At 73.5% G+C, this 15,682-nt stretch carries 18 protein-coding genes; 11 read left to right on the plus strand and 7 right to left on the minus strand.

The window, feature by feature from the left end; translation table 11 throughout:
* Positions 1 to 97: 97 nt before the first annotated feature.
* Together OIU81_RS28410 and OIU81_RS28415 are read left to right on the plus strand one after the other, a co-directional pair.
* Positions 98 to 319 carry a helix-turn-helix domain-containing protein gene (locus OIU81_RS28410; RefSeq protein ID WP_006606369.1) on the plus strand — a complete coding sequence of 74 codons (222 nt, stop codon included), beginning with the start codon at positions 98 to 100 and terminating at the stop codon, positions 317 to 319.
* Positions 320 to 431: 112 nt separating this feature from the next.
* Entirely contained in the window at positions 432 to 1,211 is a 780-nt protein-coding gene (locus OIU81_RS28415; protein WP_329152305.1) for an enoyl-CoA hydratase/isomerase family protein, read from the plus strand.
* Between the two features lie 56 nt (positions 1,212 to 1,267).
* Here the strand turns inward: OIU81_RS28415 and OIU81_RS28420 are convergent, their stop codons facing one another.
* The gene (locus OIU81_RS28420; RefSeq protein WP_329152307.1) at positions 1,268 to 2,005 is read right to left on the minus strand and encodes a hypothetical protein; all 738 of its coding nucleotides are present in this window, start codon (positions 2,003 to 2,005) and stop codon (positions 1,268 to 1,270) included.
* 210 nt (positions 2,006 to 2,215) lie between these two features.
* Between OIU81_RS28420 and OIU81_RS28425 the strand changes: the two genes are divergently transcribed.
* Genes OIU81_RS28425 through amaP form a run of 5 tightly spaced genes read left to right on the plus strand, consistent with a single transcriptional unit; the run spans position 2,216 to position 4,603 of the window.
* The gene (locus OIU81_RS28425) at positions 2,216 to 2,674 is read left to right on the plus strand and encodes an Asp23/Gls24 family envelope stress response protein (RefSeq protein ID WP_329152309.1); all 459 of its coding nucleotides are present in this window, start codon (positions 2,216 to 2,218) and stop codon (positions 2,672 to 2,674) included.
* A gap of 36 nt (positions 2,675 to 2,710) precedes the next feature.
* The gene (locus OIU81_RS28430; protein WP_329152311.1) at positions 2,711 to 2,908 is read left to right on the plus strand and encodes a hypothetical protein; all 198 of its coding nucleotides are present in this window, start codon (positions 2,711 to 2,713) and stop codon (positions 2,906 to 2,908) included.
* A gap of 6 nt (positions 2,909 to 2,914) precedes the next feature.
* Complete coding sequence (locus OIU81_RS28435) at positions 2,915 to 3,298, plus strand: hypothetical protein (protein ID WP_329152313.1); 384 nt, start codon at positions 2,915 to 2,917, stop codon at positions 3,296 to 3,298.
* Positions 3,295 to 3,990: a DUF6286 domain-containing protein gene (locus OIU81_RS28440; RefSeq protein ID WP_329152315.1), complete on the plus strand. Its 696-nt coding sequence runs from the start codon at positions 3,295 to 3,297 to the stop codon at positions 3,988 to 3,990. Before OIU81_RS28435 ends, OIU81_RS28440 begins: the two co-directional genes overlap by 4 nt.
* 7 nt (positions 3,991 to 3,997) lie before the next feature.
* Positions 3,998 to 4,603, plus strand: coding sequence for an alkaline shock response membrane anchor protein AmaP (amaP, locus tag OIU81_RS28445; RefSeq protein ID WP_329152317.1), 606 nt, complete (start codon positions 3,998 to 4,000; stop codon positions 4,601 to 4,603).
* 48 nt (positions 4,604 to 4,651) lie between these two features.
* On the opposite strand, the gene OIU81_RS28450 is transcribed toward amaP, so the two are convergent.
* From OIU81_RS28450 to OIU81_RS28475, 6 genes are all read right to left on the minus strand, one after another.
* Positions 4,652 to 5,407: an SDR family oxidoreductase gene (locus OIU81_RS28450; RefSeq protein ID WP_329152319.1), complete on the minus strand. Its 756-nt coding sequence runs from the start codon at positions 5,405 to 5,407 to the stop codon at positions 4,652 to 4,654.
* 4 nt (positions 5,408 to 5,411) lie between these two features.
* Complete coding sequence (locus OIU81_RS28455; RefSeq protein WP_329152321.1) at positions 5,412 to 7,196, minus strand: glycoside hydrolase family 15 protein; 1,785 nt, start codon at positions 7,194 to 7,196, stop codon at positions 5,412 to 5,414.
* A gap of 54 nt (positions 7,197 to 7,250) precedes the next feature.
* The gene (locus tag OIU81_RS28460) at positions 7,251 to 8,168 is read right to left on the minus strand and encodes an SURF1 family cytochrome oxidase biogenesis protein (RefSeq protein WP_329152323.1); all 918 of its coding nucleotides are present in this window, start codon (positions 8,166 to 8,168) and stop codon (positions 7,251 to 7,253) included.
* Positions 8,169 to 8,348: 180 nt separating this feature from the next.
* Positions 8,349 to 8,582, minus strand: coding sequence for a hypothetical protein (locus OIU81_RS28465; RefSeq protein ID WP_006606380.1), 234 nt, complete (start codon positions 8,580 to 8,582; stop codon positions 8,349 to 8,351).
* Positions 8,583 to 8,645: 63 nt separating this feature from the next.
* The gene (locus OIU81_RS28470) at positions 8,646 to 9,674 is read right to left on the minus strand and encodes a DEDDh family exonuclease (RefSeq protein WP_329152326.1); all 1,029 of its coding nucleotides are present in this window, start codon (positions 9,672 to 9,674) and stop codon (positions 8,646 to 8,648) included.
* Between the two features lie 765 nt (positions 9,675 to 10,439).
* The gene (locus OIU81_RS28475) at positions 10,440 to 11,069 is read right to left on the minus strand and encodes a TetR/AcrR family transcriptional regulator (RefSeq protein WP_329152327.1); all 630 of its coding nucleotides are present in this window, start codon (positions 11,067 to 11,069) and stop codon (positions 10,440 to 10,442) included.
* Positions 11,070 to 11,350: 281 nt separating this feature from the next.
* Here OIU81_RS28475 and OIU81_RS28480 point away from each other — a divergent pair, with 281 nt between their 5' ends.
* Genes OIU81_RS28480 through OIU81_RS28495 form a run of 4 tightly spaced genes read left to right on the plus strand, consistent with a single transcriptional unit; the run spans position 11,351 to position 15,672 of the window.
* Positions 11,351 to 12,148: an acetoacetate decarboxylase family protein gene (locus tag OIU81_RS28480; RefSeq protein WP_329152329.1), complete on the plus strand. Its 798-nt coding sequence runs from the start codon at positions 11,351 to 11,353 to the stop codon at positions 12,146 to 12,148.
* Complete coding sequence (locus OIU81_RS28485; RefSeq protein WP_329152331.1) at positions 12,148 to 13,041, plus strand: SDR family NAD(P)-dependent oxidoreductase; 894 nt, start codon at positions 12,148 to 12,150, stop codon at positions 13,039 to 13,041. The genes OIU81_RS28480 and OIU81_RS28485 overlap by 1 nt, the downstream gene beginning before the upstream one ends.
* A 13-nt stretch (positions 13,042 to 13,054) precedes the next feature.
* Positions 13,055 to 14,452, plus strand: a complete 1,398-nt coding sequence (locus tag OIU81_RS28490) for an amidohydrolase family protein (protein WP_329152333.1) — start codon at positions 13,055 to 13,057, stop codon at positions 14,450 to 14,452.
* Positions 14,449 to 15,672, plus strand: a complete 1,224-nt coding sequence (locus OIU81_RS28495) for an amidohydrolase family protein (RefSeq protein WP_329152334.1) — start codon at positions 14,449 to 14,451, stop codon at positions 15,670 to 15,672. The genes OIU81_RS28490 and OIU81_RS28495 overlap by 4 nt, the downstream gene beginning before the upstream one ends.
* Positions 15,673 to 15,682: the final 10 nt, after the last annotated feature.

A 15,682-nucleotide genomic window follows, 5' to 3' on the forward strand; every position in this document is an offset into this window, starting at 1 on the left:
CAAAGGATGTCGTAGAGACCTTGCGGAATGGGTGGCCAGGAAGCCGGGGAGGGGTGATCATGAGAGTCCAGAGCGCACTTCCCACGAGGAGGCACGGGTGGCCGAGACTCTGAAGAAGGGCAGCCGGGTAACCGGCGCCGCGCGCGAGAAGCTCGCGGCAGACCTGAAGAAGAAGTACGACTCCGGTGCGAGCATCCGGGCGCTGGCCGAGGAAACCGGCCGCTCCTATGGATTCGTGCACCGGATGCTCAGCGAATCCGGTGTGGTCCTGCGCGGTCGTGGCGGAGCCACGAGGGGCAAGAAGGCCGCTTCGGCCTGACGCCACGCCTTTGAGTACCACGGTCTCCCCCCGGTCGGCGAAGCCGCCGGCCGGGAGGTTACCGTTCAGTCACTTACGCACGCAGGTGCGGCTGGCTGACTCGGAGGCGCTGATGACTCTGCTCGACAAGGACGGTGTGCGACTCACCGTGGACGATGCCATCGCCACGGTGACCCTCGCCAACGCGGCCAAGCGCAATGCGCAGTCTCCGGCCATGTGGCGGGCGCTCGCCGAAGCGGGCTCGCTGCTGCCGGGAAGCGTACGGATCGTGGTGCTGCGCGGTGAGGGCAAGTCCTTCTCCGCGGGCCTGGACCGTCAGGCGTTCACGCCCGAAGGCTTCGACGGCGAGCCGTCGTTCATCGATCTCGCCCGCGGCACGGACAGTGCACTGGACGCCACCATCGCCGAGTACCAGGAAGCGTTCACCTGGTGGCGGCGCAATGACCTGGTGTCCATCGCCGCCGTGCAGGGGCACGCCATCGGTGCGGGCTTCCAGCTCGCGCTCGCCTGCGATCTGCGGGTGGTCGCGCCGGACGTCCAGTTCGCGATGCGTGAGACCAGCCTGGGACTCGTGCCGGACCTGACCGGCACCCATCCGCTGGTCGGGCTGGTGGGCTACGCCCGGGCGCTGGAGATCTGCGCCACCGGGCGCTTTGTGCATGCCGAGGAGGCCGAGCGGATCGGCCTCGCCCATCTCGTGGTGCCCGCGGCGGAACTCGACGGCGCGGTGGCCGACCTGGCCGCCGCACTCACCGCCGCACCGCGGGACGCCGTGATCGAGACCAAGGCCCTGCTGGCCGGTGCCGCGGGCCGTACGTACGACGAGCAGCGCACCGCCGAGCGGGCCGCACAGGCACGCCGGCTGCGCGATCTGGCGGGCGTGGGGGAGTAGCGCCCCGGCGCCGGATCGCGGTACGCGGCCGGCCGAGGGCGCCCGGCCGGCCGTTCTCAGCTCTGCTCCACCGCCGTGACCAGCACGGCGACCGTCGACACCGCGGGCGGGGCGCTCGCCACCGTCCGTCGCACGGCGGCCGCGACATCCAGCGCCCGGTGGCCGGGCGCGGTCGCCAGCTGGATCAGCGCATGCCCGTCGGTGAGGGCCACCGGGCGCGACGGGCCGAGCACGGGCGCCAGATGGGCCACGCCGTCGACACCCAGCACGATCGCGGCGATCCCGGCCACCCCGTCCTGGGTCGCACCGCCCCGTCCCTCCTTCACCGGCGCGGCGGGCGGACCCTCCGCCGGGGCGGGCGGTGTCTCCGGCGGCCCGGCCGCCTCCTCTGCGGAGGCCCCGTCCAGCAGCCCGCTGACCCGCAGATCCACCACGCCCACCACCAGCCCCAGCTCCCGGACCGACGCCTCCAGCAGCGCCGCCCGTACCTGGTCGGCGACCGTGGGCAGCGGCCGGTCGCCGGCCGCGGCGAAATCCGCCTCGATCCGCAGCGGGCCCGGCGGCAGTGCGCTCGGTGGCGCCGGCACCGCCGGCTCCGGCGCACGAGCGGGGTCGGCGACCGACAGCCGCAGCGCCCCCAGGCGGACCCCGGCCGGCGTCCCGGCGGCCCTGATCAGGACCCCGGCGGCGGCCTGCTCGGTGATCCACGAGCCGTCGGCGGGCCCGCCGAGCGGCAGCACCCGGCCGATGTCGAGCTGTGCCCGTACCACCTGCGCCCACTGGTTCGCGGCCACCGCGTCACCCTTCTCCCGGCAGGTCCCGGACCCTCTTCCGGACCACGCCCCACACTGCCGCAGACCGGCCCCCACAGCAGGGCGGTGTGCCACACGGCGCCGTAGGGAGCACTCCGCTGCCGCATCCCCGGAGCGTTCCGGACAAACCGGACCTACTGTGGGCAGCGGAGCGGGCGGACCGCTTCTCCCCGCGGAAAGGGACATACGGCGATGAGCGAGAGCCAGCAGGAAGTGGCACCCCGGACCCCGACCAAACGGGGCGGCGGCGACCCCGCCACCCGCGGGCGGACCACCATCGCCGACGGTGTCGTGGAGAAGATCGCCGGACTCGCGGCCCGGGACGTCGTCGGCGTGCACGCCATGGGCAGCGGCCTGGCCCGTACGCTCGGCGCCGTGCGCGACCGGGTGCCCGGCAGCGGCCGTTCCGCGACCGCCACCCGCGGGGTCAAGGCCGAGGTCGGCGAGGTGCAGACCGCGGTGGATCTGGAGATCGTGGTCGACTACGGCGTCGCCATCGCCGATGTCGCGCGGTCGGTGCGGGAGAACGTCATCGCAGCGGTGGAGCGGATGACGGGCCTGGAGGTCGTCGAGGTCAATATCGCGGTCAGCGATGTCAAGCTCCCCGACGAGGCGGATGACGAAGACGAATCCGAGCCGCGGCTCCAGTAGCCGGGCCCGTCCGAAGTGGCAGCGAAGGAGCGCACGATGAGCATGGCCGTGGCCGGCCTCTTGGCCGGCATGGCGCTGGGCTTCGCCGGATACTTCGGCGGCTTCGGCGCCTTCGTCCTGGTGGCGGCGCTGGGCGTCATCGGGTTCGTGGTCGGCCGATTCCTCGACGGGGATCTGGAGGCCGGCGACTTCTTCCGTCCGCGCAGCGGCGACCGCGACGACCGGCGGCGGTGAGGCCGGGTGACGACGGTGTCCCCGCCCGGCGCCGTGGCGGCGGGTGAGCGGGGCTCGACCAGACTCGCGGACCGGGTGGTGGCGAAGATCGCCGCCCAGGCGGCCCGGGAGGCACTGCGCCGTGAGTCCCCGCAGGCCCGGACCGACGCCCATGCGACGGTGACCGTGCACCGGCGCGAGGAGCGGCAGTATTTCGGCGAGGCACGGGTGCGCATCGCCATGGAGCTGGGCTACCCCTCCGACATCGGTGCGCAGAGCCGGGTGGTGCGCCGTCATGTCACCGAGCGGGTGCAGGCGCTGGCGAACATGACGGTGCCCGAGGTCGCGGTGGAGGTCGAGCGGCTGCACTCACCGCAGCTGGACCGTACCGACCGCGGGAGGGTGCGATGAGCGACGACGAGGCGCGGCCGGCGGACACCCGGCGGCTGCCCACGCTCGACAAGACGACGGACTCGACGGACACCACGGACTCGGCGGACAGCGCGGACGGCGCGGCGCGGTCCGGTCCGGACGAGGCCACCACGGACACCGGCGACGACGGCCGCACCGGGCGTTTCTGGTCGGCCCGCCGGGTGCCGGCCGCCGTGGTCGCGCTGCTGCTGCTGGCCGCCGCCGGTCTGTTGCTCTACGACGTGGTCGCGGTGCGCGCCCACCACTCCTCGATGGCCTGGCGGCGGCGCCTCGCCCATGAACTGGCCACCCGCCCGCTCGACAGCCCCTTGGTGCTGGGCGCGGCGGCGCTCGCCGTGGTCCTCGGCAGCTGGCTGTTCGTGCTGGCCGTCACCCCCGGGCTGCGTCAGGTGCTGCCGATGCGGCGGTCGGTGCCGGATGTCCGGGCCGGGCTGGACCGGGCCGCCGCCGCGCTGGTGCTGCGCGACCGGGCCATGGAGGTCGCCGGCGTCCAGTCCGTACGGATGAAGGTCGGCCGCCGCAAGGCCAAGGCGCGTGCCGTCTCGCACTTCCGCGAGCTGGAGGAGGTCCGCGCCGACCTCGACGTCTCCCTCGGTGAGGGGCTGCGGCAGCTGGGGCTGGCGCGCCGGCTGCGTCTGACGGTGCGCGTCCGGCGCCCGAAGAAGGGGTGAGTGCACGATGTACAGGGTGCGCAGAACGACCAACCGGGTGCTGCTCGGCCTGGCCGGTGCCGTGCTGTTCGGCACCGGCGCCGCGGTGCTGTTCGGCGGCCTGGGCCTGCCCGCGAAGTGGCATCTCCACCTGCCCGCCGGCTGGCCCTGGCACGGGCCCGGCGCGGTGCTGCTCCCCGCGGACGACCGCACCCGCTGGACGCACCAGGGCTGGTGGTGGCCGGTCGTCATCGCCGCCCTGGCCGTCTTCGTGCTGCTGATGCTGTGGTGGCTGCTGTCCCAGCTGCGGCGCCACCGGCTGCAGGAGATCCTCGTCGACAGCGGTGACGGCGAGGGCGCGGTCCTGCGCGGCCGGGCGCTGGCGGCGGCCCTCGCGGCCGAGACGGAGTCCCTGGACGGCGTCGACCGGGCCGGTGTGGTGCTGGCCGGCCGCCGGACCGCACCCCAGGTCAGGGGGCTGCTGGCGCTGACCCCGCACGCCGACCCGGGAACCGTTCTGCGGCGGCTGTCCCACGACGCGATGGCGCACGCCCGCCGGTCGGCCGGGCTCGACCAGCTGCCGGCGGAGGTCCGGCTGCGTGCGGTCAAGCACCGGCCCGAGCGGGTCAGTTAGGGCCTGTCCGGGGCTCCCGGGCGAAGGAGCCGGCCCCCCGGCAGCGCGTCAGAATCCGTGCCGGGCCCCGCCGTCCACCGGCACCATCACACCGGTGACGTACGAGGCGGCCGGCGACAGCAGGAACGCCGTGGTCCGGCCGAACTCCTCCGGGGTGCCGTAGCGGCCCAGCGGGATGGCCGCACAGTTGCGGGCGTGGCTGGCCTCCGGGTCGCCGGAGAGCGCGTCGAGCTGGGTCATCCGGTCGGTGGCGATCCGGCCGGGCAGCACCCCCAGGACGCGGATGCCGCGCGGTCCCAGCTCGTTGGCGAGCGACTTGGCGAAGCCGGCCAGTCCGGGGCGGAGCCCGTTGGAGATGGTCAGACCGCTGATCGGCTCGTACACCGACCCGGACAGCACCATGCCGATCACCCCGCCCTCGGGCAGCTCGGCGGCGGCCGCCCGGGCCAGCCGTACCGCGCCGAGGAAGACCGAGTCGAAGGCCGACTGCCACTGGGCGTCGGTGTTGTCGGCGGCGGTGCCGGGCGCCGGGCCGCCCACGCTGATGAGCACGCCGTCCAGCCGGCCGAAGTGCGCCCGGGCCGTCGCCATCAGGCGGTCGGCGGCATCGGTGTCGGCATTGTCGGCCGCCACCCCCAGGGCACGCTCGCCGAGCGAGGCGGCGGCCGCGGCCGCGCTCTCCTCGGTACGGCCGGTGATGACCACGTGGGCGCCGTCGGCGACCAGCGCACGGGCGGTGGCGAAGCCGAGACCGCGGGTCGCCCCGGTGAGGAGGTACGTCCGGTCAGTGAGTCCGAGATCCATGGCCCTAGTCTGCCGTTTCCCCGTCGAGGAGACCGAAGGCGGTCCCCACCAGGCCGATATGGCTGAATGCCTGCGGGAAGTTGCCCAGCTGACGTCCCGCGGCCGGGTCGTACTCCTCGGAGAGCAGCCCCACATCGTTGCGCAGGTCCAGCAGCCGCTCGAACATCTCCCGGGCCTCGTCGCGCCGGCCGCTCAGCTGGAGTGCGTCGGCGAGCCAGAACGAGCAGACCAGGAAGGTGCCCTCGCCGCCCGGCAGCCCGTCGACCGAGCCGCCCTCGGTGCTGTAGCGGCGGACCAGACCGTCGTGCGTCAGCTCCCGGCGCACCGTGTCGATGGTGTTCAGCACCCGCGGGTCGTCCCCGGGCAGAAAGCCGACCCGGGGGATCAGCAGGGTCGCGGCGTCCAGCTCCTTGGAGCCGTAGAACTGGGTGAAGGTGCCGCGCTCGGCGTCGTAACCGCGCTCGCACACCTCACGGCGGACGTCCTCGCGCATCGCCCGCCAGCGGTCGGCGTCGCCGCCGAACTTCGGATTCGTCTCGATCGCCCGCACCGCCCGGTCGGCCGCGACCCAGGCCATGACCTTGGAGTGCACGAAGTGCCGGCGCGGCCCGCGGATCTCCCACAGCCCCTCGTCGGGGTCGCGCCAGGTGGACTCCAGATACTCCGTCAGGGCGCGCTGGATGCTCCAGGCGTGCGGCTCCGACGGCAGTCCGGCCATCCGCCCGATGTGGAAGGAGTCGAGCACCTCGCCGTAGACATCGAGCTGACGCTGTTCGACGGCGGCGTTGCCGATACGTACCGGGGCGGAGTCGCAGTAGCCGGTCAGCCACGGCAGCTCGGCCTCCGGCAGCCGCCGCTCACCGGCCAGCCCGTACATGATCTGCAGATCGTCGGGGGCGCCGGCCACCGCCCGCAACAGCCAGTCCCGCCAGGCTCCGGCCTCCTCCAGGTAGCCGGCGGACAGCAGGGAGTTCAGGGTGAGGCTGGCGTCGCGCAGCCAGCAGTAGCGGTAGTCCCAGTTGCGCACCCCGCCCAGCTCCTCGGGCAGCGAGGTGGTGGGGGCCGCCACGATGCCGCCGGTCGGCGCGTAGGTGAGCGCCTTGAGGGTGATCAGCGAGCGCATCACGGCCTCGCGGTAGGGCCCGTTGTAGCGGCAGCGCCCCGACCAGGCGCGCCAGTCGTCCAGGGTGTCCTGGAGCGCCGTGTACGGCTCGATCTGGGTCGGCCGCGGCTCGTGCGAGGGGTGCCAGGTCAGCACGAACGCGGCGCGCTCGCCCTCGGCGACGGTGAGGTCCGAGCGGGTGCTGAAGTCCTTGCCGTACGTATTGCTCTGCGGCGGGGTGCGCAGCCATACGGAGTCCGGTCCCGCCACCGCGAACCGGCAGCCCTCCGTGGCCCGCACCCAGGGCACCACCCGCCCGTAGTCGAAGCGCAGCCGCAGTTCGCTGCGCATCTCGACGCTGCCGCGCAGGCCCTCCACGATCCGTACGACATCGGGCGCACGGTCGCGCTGCGGCATGAAGTCGATGACCCGGACGCTGCCGGTGGGGGTCTCCCACACCGTGTCGAGGATCAGCGAATCACCGCGGTAGGAGCGCTGTGCGCGCGCCTCCTCGGACCGGGGGGCCACCCGCCAGTGGCCGTTGTCCTTGCCGCCGAGGAGCGCCGCGAAGCAGGCCCCGGAGTCGAAGCGGGGCAGGCACAGCCAGTCGATGGAGCCGTCGCGGCCGACGAGGGCGGCGGTCTGCAGATCGCCGATGAGCGCGTAGTCCTCGATATGTGGATGCACGCCTCGGACCTTCCCGCCCGGCGCCCGCGCTACGCGGTGGGGCGGCTGTCCGGGCTACCCGCGGGCGGGGGCGGGTTCTTCGCCGGTGGGGGCGGTTTCAGGGGTCTCGGCGGTCTCGGCGGCTTCGGTGGGCTCGTCGGAGTCCTCGGTCCGGCCGTCCTCGCCGTTCCCGTCCTCGCCGGTCTCGCGGGGCTCCGCGGCCTCCCGGGCCTCCTTGGCCGCGGCCTCCGCGCGGTCCTGACGCTCCCGGCGGACGAGGATGGTCCAGCCGACCGGCACCGCCGCCGCGAACAGCCACCACTGGACCGCGTACGCCATGTGCGGGCCGATGGAGTCGTGGTCCGGCTCGGGGACCAGCTCCGGAGTGCCGCCGGCCGGCTGGGGCCCGGTCTGCTCGATGTAGCCGCCGAGCGTCGGCCGGCCGATCCGCTTCGCCTGCTCCTTGCTGTTGATCAGCATGATCTGGCGAGGGGGCAGGCCCTTGGTGTCCTTGATCCCGCTGTACGCGGTGGTCTCGTCGGCCATCATCCGGCCGGTCACGGTGACCTTGCCCTTGGGGGCGGCCGGGACGTCCGGGAACCTGGTGAGGTCATTGCCCGCCGAGATCCAGCCGCGGTTGACCAGCACGGCCCGGCCGTCGCCCAGCACCAGCGGGCTGAGCACGTAGTAGCCGATGCTCTGCTCGTCGGCGGCGGTGCGCTGGCGGACCACGACCTCGTGCGCGGTGTCGAAGGTGCCGGTGGCGGTGACCGTGCGCCACATGTCGTGCCGGGGGAGGGTCCGGCCGGGCGAGGTCAGCTCGGTGACCGGGACCGGGCGGGCCGCCAGGCTGCTCGCGATGAGCTGGTTCTGCGCCACCTTGTGCTGGTGGCGGTGGAGCTGCCAGAAGCCCAGCTTGATCATGACGGGGATCAGCAGAAGAGCCACGAGGGTGACGATCACCCACTGCCGGGACAACAGGAAGCGGTACACGGCTCCGACGGTACCTGGGGCGCCGTGGCCCCCGGGCGGCGGGTCCCGTCGGGCCTGGTGAGTCCTGCCGGGGCCGGCCGGGCGCTCGCCGGGTCTCGCCGGGGTCCTCGTGCTCCGGTCCGGTGGGCCGGCCGGATGCGACGGGCGGCCCCGCCGGCTCACGCCCGCCGGCACACCGGCTCAGACCCGGTCGACGATGCCCACCCTCCCGTCGGAGCGGGCGCAGTGGGCACCGCAGTACCACTTCTGGTCGGCCTCGACGCCCTGGCCGATGATCTGGCATCGGCAGTGCTCACAGATCGGCGCCATGCGGTGGATGGCGCAGGCGAAACAGTCGAAGACATGCACCGCGCCCTGCGCGTGCACCTCGAACGTCATGCCGTATTCGTTTCCGCAGACCTCACAACGTGCCATGCGCCACAGGGTGCGGGCGTCACCCGCGCGGGGCGAGGTGGCGGCGGGTGTGTTGACCGGGCTTCACCCGGACGCAGGCGCCGGTGCCACGTCCTGGAGCAGCTGCATGAAGGCCGCCTCGTCGATCACGACCGTGCCGAACGAGGCGGCCTTGGCGGTCTTGGAGGTCCGGGCATCGGGATCGTTGGTCACCAGCAGGCTGGTCAGCCGGGACACGCTCGTGGCGACATGCAGCCCGGCCTCGATCGCCCGGTCCTCCAGCAGCTCGCGGTCCACGGAGGTGTCGCCGGAGAAGGCGACCCGCATCCCCTGGACGAGCCGGCCGCCCGCCTCATAGCGCCCCGGGTTGGGGTAGGGGCACGCCGGGCGCTTACGGGACGGCCGCCAGGTCGTGGGGCGGTACGACGTGGCGGTGGGGTGCTGCCGGGGTGCGGGGGTGTCCGACCATTCCGTCAGCGGCTGGCAGGTCAGCAGCGGCAGCCGCAGATTCTCCCGCGCGGCCCGCCGCAGACTGGGACGGAACGCCTCGGCCAGCACCCGGGCGTCGTCCAGCGCATGGTGGGCGCGCTCCTGCACCACGCCGTAATGGGAGGCGAGCGACTCCAGCTTGTGGTTGGGCAGCGGCAGCCGCAGCTCCTTGGACAGGGCGATGGTGCACAGCCGCTGGCGCACCGGCGCGGTCGCCGCGGCGCGGGCGTACTCGCGGGCGATCATCGACCAGTCGAACATGGCGTTGTGGGCGACCAGCACCCGGTCCTCGAGCCGCTTGGAGAGCTCCGGGACGATGTCCGGGAAGAGCGGGGCGTCGGCGAGCACGGAGGTGGTCAGACCGTGGATCCAGACCGGCCCCGGATCCCGCTGCGGGTTGACGAGCGTGTACCAGTGGTCCTGGACCTCGCCCTGGGCGTCGAGTTGGTACACGGCGGCGGAGATGATCCGGTCGTCACGGGCCAGGCCCGTGGTCTCCACGTCGACCACCGCGTACCCCTGGGGATACGCGGACGGCCAGGGAGCCGGCGGCGTCTGCGGGCCCGGCTGCTGCCCGATCTTCGGCGCGATCGGGTCGGCTGCTGCCATGCGGTCTTCGAGCATGGTCACTGAGGATACGGGCCGACACTGACAGCCACCGAACCGCCGTCACCCGCACCGCCCCACCGCTCGCCCGACACCGCCGCAATTCCCGGACGGGGGAGCGAGTTGACGGGGAGCCGGGGAGGGGGCTGGGGAGGGGGCTGAGGGAGGGGGCTGAGGGAGGGGCGACCCGGACAGCCGGCCGGCTGCGCTTCGGCGGCTTGCGCTCCCGGGATTCTGACCGGCTGCCTCTCCGGGGTCCTGCGCGAGGGGAGGCCTGAGCTTGCTCTCCTCACCTGCCCCCGAACCTGCTCTCCTCGCCTGCTCCCGAACCTGGGCCTGCTCTCCTCACCTGCCCCCGAACCTGCTCTCCTCGCCTGCTCCCGAACCTGAGCCTGCTCTCCTCGCCTGCCCCCGAACCTGAGCCTGCTCTCCTCGCCTGCCCCCGAACCTGAGCCTGCTCTCCTCACCCGCCCACCCCCCGAAGGGGGGTGGGCGGCGGGGAAAAAACCACCGCATCAGAAGGGGTCCGGGGAAAACCCCACCGCACGTCAAGAGCTCGCGGAAATCCGCACCTACAGGGATACACGGAAGAAACCGCACAAACAGCCGGGCAACTGCACGGTCCGCCCGACAGCGGTTACGGCGAGCCGCCACACTGCCTGCCCAGTCACTGGCGAGCGGGCCAGGACGAGCGTCACCCGGGCCTGCATCCGCCAGACCTGGATCCGCCCGGGCCTGCATCCGCCCAGAGGTGAGTGTCACTCAGACGGCACCGTCACCCCGTCAAGCGTCCCCTCCGGGGCGGAGCAGCGATCGCACCAGAGCCTCCAGTGCGACGTGGAACAGCCGCTCCGTGTCGACCGGGCCGGCCAGCGCACGGGCCAGCGCCGGATCGTGTCCGGCGGCGGGGGAGTCCCACAGTTCGCCCTCGCTCGGGTGCTGCTGCGGCGACCGCTCCCGGTTGCGCTCGACCAGGACGAAGCCGACGACCTGGAACTGGACGGCCCGCACCGCCTCGGCGGCCGTCTCACCGCTCAGTCCGGCGGCGTGCATCTCATGGACCAGTGCCTGCTGCGCGGGCAGGAACATCCGCTCCGTCAGGCCGCGTTCGTGCACCATCGCGATGAGCTGCGGGCGCTCGCGCAGCGCCGTGTACAGCGCGCGGGCGACCGAGATGACGCGGGCGTGCGGTGTGCGTCCCGTGGGGTGGATCTCGCCCATCTCCCGGACGGTGTGCTCCACGAGCGCGTCCAGCAGCGACTCGCGGTTGCCGACGTGCCAGTAGATGGAGGTGACGGCGGTGCCGAGCTCCGTGGCGAGCCGGCGCATGGTCAGCGCCGCGGGGCCGTGCGCCCGCACCAGCCGGGCGGCGGCCGTCAGCACCTCCTCGCCGGTCAGCGCGCTGCGTGTCACGGCCCCACTCCTCACTCTTCCCGCACCCCTCGCCAGGCCGTCCCCGAGCCACCCCTGAGTCGGCCCTGAACTGTCCCCGATGAGCCCCTGAACTACCTCAACCCGCCCCGAGAGTTCCCGGGCCGCCCCCGGCACCCCGTCCGGCCGCCAGTCCCCTACACCCCCCCATGCCCCAACTCCCTCCCCTCCCCGGCTCTTTACCCTTCACGCGCCACGGTGTAACAGTGTTACAGGCGCCTGGCACGACCCCCGTAAGTTACGACGGCGAAGGGTGGTAGCACATGGCACGCATACGGTACGGAGCGCGCACCGAGGCGGAGATCACCGCGGCGCGCACCGCCGGCTCCCGGCTTCCCGACATCTGGTCCACCGGCGTGGTCGCCGTCTGGGAGAGCGACCCGGAGGCGGTCGCGGCCGTTCTGCCGCCACCGCTCGTCCCCACCGGACGACCGCTGGTCCGGGCCACCATCAGCCGGGTCGAGCTGCCCGGCTACCCCCTGGGCGCGGGCTCGGTCGCCGTCGCGGCCGCGCACCGCGGCACCGAGGGCTGGTATCCGCTCGTCATGCCGATGACCCACGAGCGGGCCCTGACCGGCGGCCGTGAGGTCTTCGGCGAACCCAAGAAGCTGGGCGAGGTCACCGTCGAGCGCGACGGCCCGGCGGTGCGCGCCGCGCTCGCCCGGCACGGCATCGCCTTCGTCGAGGTGCGCGGCGAGGTGAGCGGCCCGCTGCCGGTCCCGGAGCCGGTCCGGAAGACCGACTTCTACTTCAAGTTCCTGCCCGCCGTGGACGGTTCGGGGTTCGACGCCGACCCGGTGCTGGTGCACTGCCTGCGCCACGAGAAGGTCCGCACCCTGGAGAAGATCACCGGCGAGATCGTCCTCCGGGAGTCGCGGTACGACCCCGTCGCCGACCTCCCCGTCCGCACCCTCGTCGAGCTCACCCTCGGCGAGAAGACCAGCGACCAGCGGGGCCGGGTCGTCGAGCGGGTCAGCGCCCGGGACCTGCTGCCGTACGTCCACCAGCGCTACGACGATCCGCAGCAGCTCCTCGACGGCCCGCCCGAGGGGAGCGCCTGATGGAACTGCGGGCAGGGCAGGTCGCGGTCGTCACCGGCGCCGCGAGCGGGATCGGTCTGGCCATGGCGCGCCGCTTCGCCGCGGAGGGACTGAGCGTCGTCCTCGCGGACGTGGCGCGTGAGCCGCTGCGCGCCGCCGCCGACGAGCTGGCCGCGCAGGGCGCCCGGGTGCTGGCGCACACCGTGGACGTCGGAGTCCGTGACGAGGTCGAGGCGCTCGCCGACGCCGCGTACGACACCTTCGGCGCGGTCCATCTGCTGTGCAACAACGCGGGGGTGGGCTCCGGCGCCGAGGGACGGATGTGGGAGCACGACCCCCGCGACTGGGAATGGGCGTTCGCGGTGAACATCTGGGGCGTCTTCCACGGCGTGCAGTGCTTCGTGCCCCGGATGCTGGCGGGCGGGGAAGCCGGTCATGTCGTCAACACCTCCTCGACCGACGGCGGCATCGCGCCGATGCCCACCGCGTCCGTCTACGCCGTCACCAAGGCGGCCGTGGTGACCATGACCGAGTCGCTGTACGCCCATCTGACGGCCGAACGCGCCCCCATCGGCGCCTCGGTGCTCTTCCCCGGCCCGCACATGCTGCGCACCGGCCTGTGGGAGTCGCACCGCAACCGGCCCGAGCGCTACGCCAAGACCCGGCCGCGCCGCACCCCGTACCGCAGCCTGGCGCAGTGGGAGGCGGCGATGAAGGAAGCCGGACGCGAGATCGCCTTCACGCCCCTGGAGGACGTCGCGGAGCAGGTCGTGGACGGCGTCCGCGCCGGCCGCTTCTGGCTGCTGCCGCCCGCCGCGCACACCGACGCGCAGATCAGGGCGCGGTCCGCCTCGATGCTGGACCGCTCCGCCCCGGCGTATCTGGAGCACTTCATCCTCGACCCGGACGACTGAGGGAGGATCCGCCATGACGGACCCGCAGGGTTCCCAGGACCGGCAGTTCCCCGCGCAGGGCCGGCTCCCCGGGCAGCGCCGGGGCCCCGAGCAGGCCGGCGGCCCCGCGCACCGGCCCGGCGCACGGCAGGATCCGGACGAGCCGTACCTGATCATCTCCTCCGACTGCCACGCCGGACTCCCCACCGAGGAGTACCGCCCCTATCTCGACGCCCGCTTCCACCGCGCCTTCGACGAGTTCCTCGGGCAGCGCGACGCCCGCCGCGCGGAGGCCACCCGCCTGGGCATCCGCAACGACGCCTTCGCCGAGCGCTGGTTCCGCGACCACGAGGAGGGCCTGCGCGGCGGCTGGGACCCCGCGCAGCGGATCAAGGAGCTCGACGGCGACGGGGTGGCGGCGGAGGTCGTCTTCCCGGACGCGGACGCCGTCGACAGCGGGACGGCCGCCCCGTTCGGCGTGGGCCTGGGCCTCTCCGGCGACCAGGACCCGGAGCTGGGCATGGCGGGCGCCCGGGCGCACAACCGCTGGCTCGCCGACTTCGTCTCCGCACACCCCGAACGGCACTGCGGCGTCGCCCTGTTGCCGGTCACGGCCGAGACCGGCGCCGTCGTCGAGGAGATCCACCGCGCCCGGGAGTCCGGGCTCGGCGCGCTGATGATCCCCGCCATGTGGGGCGCCCATGCGCCCTACCACGACCGCCGGTACGACCCGGTGTGGGCGGCGGCCGCCGAGTGCGCGATGCCGGTGCTGACCCACTCCGGGTCCTCGCCCCGCCACGAGTACGGGGACCACCTGGGGATCTTCGTCTCCGAGGTGACCTGGTGGCCGGCCCGCCCGCTGTGGTTCCTGCTGTGGTCCGGCGTCTTCGAACGCCACCCGGGCCTGCGGTTCGGCATCGCCGAATCCGGCTGCTGGTGGCTCCCCAACCTCCTGTGGTTCATGGACCGCCTCTACCTGGGCGCCCACGGCGGCAAGAAGCTCACCCCGTTCGCCGCCCTCACGCGCCCGCCGCACGAATACCTCGACCGGCAGGTCTTCGTCTGCGCCACCAACACCAAGCGCCGCGAGCTCGCCCAGCGCTACGAGATCGGCGTCGACAACATCCTGTGGGGCAGCGACTTCCCGCACCCCGAGGGAACCTGGCCCGACACCCGCGGCTGGCTGACGAAGACCTTCCACGACATCCCGGTGGCCGAGACCCGGCGGATGCTCGGCCTGTCCGCCGCCGAGGCCTTCGGCTTCGACACCGCCGCCCTGGCCCCGCTGGCCCGCCGCATCGGCCCCACGCCGGCCGGACTCGGCCAGTCGGCCGACCAGCCGGCGGTCGAGGCCTCGTGGGCCCGCTCGCGCGAGGCGGGCCGCCACTGGCTGACGGACCACGACTTCCCGGTACTGGGGGCCGACCGATGACCGCGCGGCGCCACACCGTCATCTCCGCCGACTGCCACGCCGGCGCCGACCTCCTCGACTACCGGCCGTATCTGGCCTCCCGGCACCACGAGGACTTCGACGCCTGGGCGGCGGCCTACGTCAATCCGTACGAGGACCTGCTGGCCGACAGCGCCGACCGCAACTGGAACTCCGAGCGCCGGCTGGCCGAACTCGAGGCCGACGGCATCGTCGCCGAGGTCGTCTTCCCCAACACCATCCCGCCGTTCTTCCCCTCCGCGTCCCTGGTGGCCCCGCCGCCCACCGGTGAGGACCGCGCGCTGCGCTGGGCGGGCCTGCGCGCCCACAACCGCTGGCTCGCCGACTTCTGCGACCGGGCTCCCGGCCGGCGGGCGGGCGTCGCCCAGATCCTCCTCCACGATGTCGACGAGGCCGTACGGGAGGTCCGCCGCACCAAGGAGGCCGGTCTCACCGGCGGCATCCTGCTCCCCGGGACCCCGCCCGGATCCGGCCTGCCCGAACTCCACTCCGAGATCTACGACCCGCTCTGGGCGGTCTGCGCGGAACTGGAGGTCCCCGTCAACCACCACGGTGGCTCCGCCTCCCCGCCGCTCGGCGACGAACCCGCGGCCCGCGCCGTGTTCATGGTCGAGACGACCTGGTTCTCCCACCGCGCGCTGTGGCACCTGATCTTCGGCGGGGCCTTCCGCCGCCACCCCGGCCTCCGCCTCGTCCTCACCGAACAGGGCTCCGGCTGGATCCCCGGCGTCCTGGACATGCTGGACTACTACCACGGCCGGCTGGCCGCTTCCCGGGCCGCCACCGCCGAGGCCAAGTTCGGCGCCGGCCTGGCCGAGGCCATGGGCGGCACCCCGGCGGAGCTGTGGCGCGAGCACTGCTTCGTCGGCGCCAGCTTCATGCGCCCGCACGAGGTCCCGCTCCGTCACCGGATCGGCCTCGACAAGATCATGTGGGGCAGCGACTACCCCCATGACGAAGGCACCCACCCCTACACCCGCGAGGCCCTGCGCCTCGCCTACGCCGGTCTGCCGTACGACGAGGTCGCCGCCCTGCTCGGCGCCAACGCGGCCCGTGTCTACGGCTTCGACCTCGACTTTCTCGCCCCGCTCGCCGCCCGCGTCGGCCCGGCCGTCGCCGAGATCGCCGCGCCCCTGGACAAGGTCCCCGAGGACGCCACCAGCCCGGCGTTCGCACCGGGCGGGTCGGTACGGGTGTGGTGACGGCGCCCCG

The sequence above is a fragment of the Streptomyces sp. NBC_01454 genome, assembly GCF_036227565.1.
Lineage (GTDB): Bacteria > Actinomycetota > Actinomycetes > Streptomycetales > Streptomycetaceae > Streptomyces.

What these genes read in the sequence shown, in the direction of transcription:
- OIU81_RS28440 (WP_329152315.1), top strand. Translation starts at nt 3,295, where the DNA reads ATGAGCGACGACGAGGCGCGGCCGGCGGACACCCGGCGGCTGCCCACG.
- OIU81_RS28480 (WP_329152329.1), top strand. Translation starts at nt 11,351, where the DNA reads ATGGCACGCATACGGTACGGAGCGCGCACCGAGGCGGAGATCACCGCG.
- OIU81_RS28485 (WP_329152331.1), top strand. Translation starts at nt 12,148, where the DNA reads ATGGAACTGCGGGCAGGGCAGGTCGCGGTCGTCACCGGCGCCGCGAGC.
- OIU81_RS28430 (WP_329152311.1), top strand. Translation starts at nt 2,711, where the DNA reads ATGAGCATGGCCGTGGCCGGCCTCTTGGCCGGCATGGCGCTGGGCTTC.
- OIU81_RS28425 (WP_329152309.1), top strand. Translation starts at nt 2,216, where the DNA reads ATGAGCGAGAGCCAGCAGGAAGTGGCACCCCGGACCCCGACCAAACGG.
- OIU81_RS28490 (WP_329152333.1), top strand. Translation starts at nt 13,055, where the DNA reads ATGACGGACCCGCAGGGTTCCCAGGACCGGCAGTTCCCCGCGCAGGGC.
- OIU81_RS28450 (WP_329152319.1), bottom strand. Translation starts at nt 5,407, where the DNA reads ATGGATCTCGGACTCACTGACCGGACGTACCTCCTCACCGGGGCGACC.
- OIU81_RS28415 (WP_329152305.1), top strand. Translation starts at nt 432, where the DNA reads ATGACTCTGCTCGACAAGGACGGTGTGCGACTCACCGTGGACGATGCC.
- OIU81_RS28470 (WP_329152326.1), bottom strand. Translation starts at nt 9,674, where the DNA reads ATGCTCGAAGACCGCATGGCAGCAGCCGACCCGATCGCGCCGAAGATC.
- OIU81_RS28495 (WP_329152334.1), top strand. Translation starts at nt 14,449, where the DNA reads ATGACCGCGCGGCGCCACACCGTCATCTCCGCCGACTGCCACGCCGGC.
- OIU81_RS28465 (WP_006606380.1), bottom strand. Translation starts at nt 8,582, where the DNA reads ATGGCACGTTGTGAGGTCTGCGGAAACGAATACGGCATGACGTTCGAG.
- amaP (WP_329152317.1), top strand. Translation starts at nt 3,998, where the DNA reads ATGTACAGGGTGCGCAGAACGACCAACCGGGTGCTGCTCGGCCTGGCC.